Annotated in this window: 1 protein-coding gene and 2 pseudogenes; 2 read left to right on the top strand and 1 reads right to left on the bottom strand. The window is 51.9% G+C overall.

From position 1 onward, the window contains the following. Positions 1-94: pseudogene (locus GOB85_RS18600) on the bottom strand (IS5/IS1182 family transposase); the annotation flags it as partial. A 69-nt stretch (positions 95-163) separates the two neighbouring features. Here GOB85_RS18600 and GOB85_RS18595 point away from each other — a divergent pair. After that, positions 164-796, top strand: a pseudogene (locus tag GOB85_RS18595) (IS5 family transposase); the annotation flags it as partial. Positions 797-1,120: 324 nt separating this feature from the next. Next, a complete protein-coding gene (locus GOB85_RS18590; protein WP_173579008.1) occupies positions 1,121-2,092 on the top strand; it encodes a PDDEXK family nuclease in 972 nt (323 codons plus the stop codon). Positions 2,093-2,422 lie beyond the last annotated feature (330 nt).

Here is a 2,422-nt window from a genome sequence, read left to right as displayed (position 1 = left end):
GCGCAATCAGCGCCCACTCCGCATCGCGCAGGTCGCTTGCATATTCCAGGTCGTCCCTTTGATACTGCGCTCGGGTGATTTCAGTCCAGGCCATCTTGATCTCATCAGGTTCTCGCAAACCCATGAATCATAACCCGCTGAAATCACTCAACTCATTTTCGGTCAGACACTGATAGTCGACATCCCCTATCGGGGTTCGAATGGGCCGCTCCACCTCCTTATCGACAGCACCGGGATCAAGGTCGAGGGAGAAGGTGAATGGCACGCCCGCAAGCACGGGGCGTCAAAGCACAGGATATGGCGCAAGCTTCATATTGCTATCGACGAAGGGTCTCTGGAAATCAGGGTCGTTGAAATGACGGGGAACGATGTCGGTGACGCCCCGATCCTGCCGGTGCTCCTGGCTCAGATCCCCGAAGAGGAAGATATCGCTAGCGTCATGGCCGATGGGGCTTACGACACCCGACGATGTCATGAGACCATTGCCGAATGTGGAGCGCAGACCGTTATTCCTCCTCGGAAAAACGCAAAACCATGGAGCCCCACAACACCCGGCGCGATCGCCCGCAATGAGGCCTTGCGGGCTGCAGACCGTTTGGGGCGGACCATCTGGCGATGGTGGAGCGAATACCATCGACGAAGCCGCGTTGAGGCGAAAATGCACTGCATCAAGCTGCTGGGCCGACGCCTGTCAGCAACGGACTTTGACCGTCAGATCACAGAGTTTCACGTCCGTGTCGCCACACTCAACCGCTTCACCGCGCCCGGAATCCCCGTCACCCACGCTGTCGCGTAAGGGAAAGCCATGAAAAGGGTTCAGCACACCCAATACCCGAATTTTGCAACAGAGCCCGTCCACATCCAGAGCTTGAATCACGCACCAGACCCCATGAAAACCCCTCACACCGAATTTCCAAAAGGGCTCTTACCTCACCAGCGACCGAATGACTGGCCGGCAATCACTGGATAAACGATAGCTATAAGAATTAAGTAGACAGGCAGCAGTCGTCTACATTGCAGACGTGTTTTCTTGAGTAAGATCATCCTGTAAGCAGACATTGTAGTGTAGCAGTGACGAAGATGGGTGTATTGCAATCTACTGTCAGGCTATATTCTTCTAATGAAATGGAAACCGCGCAATCTACGAGAGTTCGCTCAAATGGTGGTAGGGGATGCCGAGCATTTCCATTACCGCTCCAGCAAGTACATCACAGAATTCTTTGAGGATTGTGACCTCGAATATGTGCACCAAGGTGAAACACGCTCGATTTGGGCCGCTGAAAAGATCGCGGAAATCTTGGCAATGCCAAGCGCATCACCCATGGCTATGCCTGATCCATTCGTGCATGTGATTAAACGCTTGCTCGACCGAAGTGAAGGCGTAAATGACGATGCTGAACGCAGCCTCGCTTTAGCATCCCTCAATACCGTTCTCGCGCGAGAGGGGTGGAGCGCATTTTATGATGAGCATGGCATCGGTCAGATCAAACATATCGCGACCAATACTATCGCACAGATGGCCAATCCTCACCGGCCTTTTACTCCATCCGAGCTGCAGCGTCGTGATCAGCTCATTGGATACCTCAATCGCTGCTCCGAAGACGAACTGATCGAGGATGTCCTTCTTCCGTTATTCCGGCAACTTGGCTTTCATCGCATCACAGCCGCGGGTCATAAAGATAAAGCACTCGAATACGGCAAAGATGTATGGATGAAATACACTCTGCCCACCCTTCACGTATTATATTTTGGCATTCAGGCCAAAAAGGGAAAGCTTGATGCTTCGGGCATCAGCACTCGCAATGTCGCCGAGATCTATACTCAGCTCACAATGATGCTTGGACACGAAATTTTTGACCCAGAGACCAGCCGACGTGTCCTCGTTGATCATGCATTCATCGTCGCAGGCGGCGAAATAACAAAGCAAGCGCGTAATTGGATCGGTAACAAACTCGACGCTAGTAAGCGCTCTCAAGTCATGTTCATGGATCGCGACGACATCTTGAATTTGTTCGTGGTGACAAACCTACCGCTTCCAAAGGGCGCTCTCCCACCGACCTCGTCATGGAATGTGGAAGATGTCTCTTTCTAGTTTTTCATGTAAGGATGCTGAAATCCGACTTTTTACACTCATCTGACAACGCTGTCTGTCTGCTCAATTGGAATAGGACAGACAGCAGTCGCCTTCTTTTAGGATATGTGAACCTCTGAGTTTCTTTTCGCGTAGCGGATATATGCAATTCTTCTAACGGGCGGCAGGACACTAGGGCCGATTAGATCTTAAGATGAGCGGCGGCTGCGATGTAGAAAACAGAGGTGGTCCCCATTTTTCGGACAGGGCGATAAGCTATCATCTGGCCTGAACGAGGACGGGTTTTATGGGCAAGGTTACGCGGAAACGGTATGCGGCAGAGTTCAAGTC

Origin of the sequence: Acetobacter fallax, from assembly GCF_011516735.1 — a bacterium.
GTDB lineage: Bacteria > Pseudomonadota > Alphaproteobacteria > Acetobacterales > Acetobacteraceae > Acetobacter > Acetobacter fallax.
The sequence above is the reverse complement of the archived record's forward strand: the minus strand, read 5'-3'. Positions and strand labels throughout refer to the sequence as shown.

Excerpts from the sequence above, each read along its gene's own strand:
- GOB85_RS18590 (WP_173579008.1), top strand. The coding sequence starts at position 1,121 with ATGAAATGGAAACCGCGCAATCTACGAGAGTTCGCTCAAATGGTGGTA.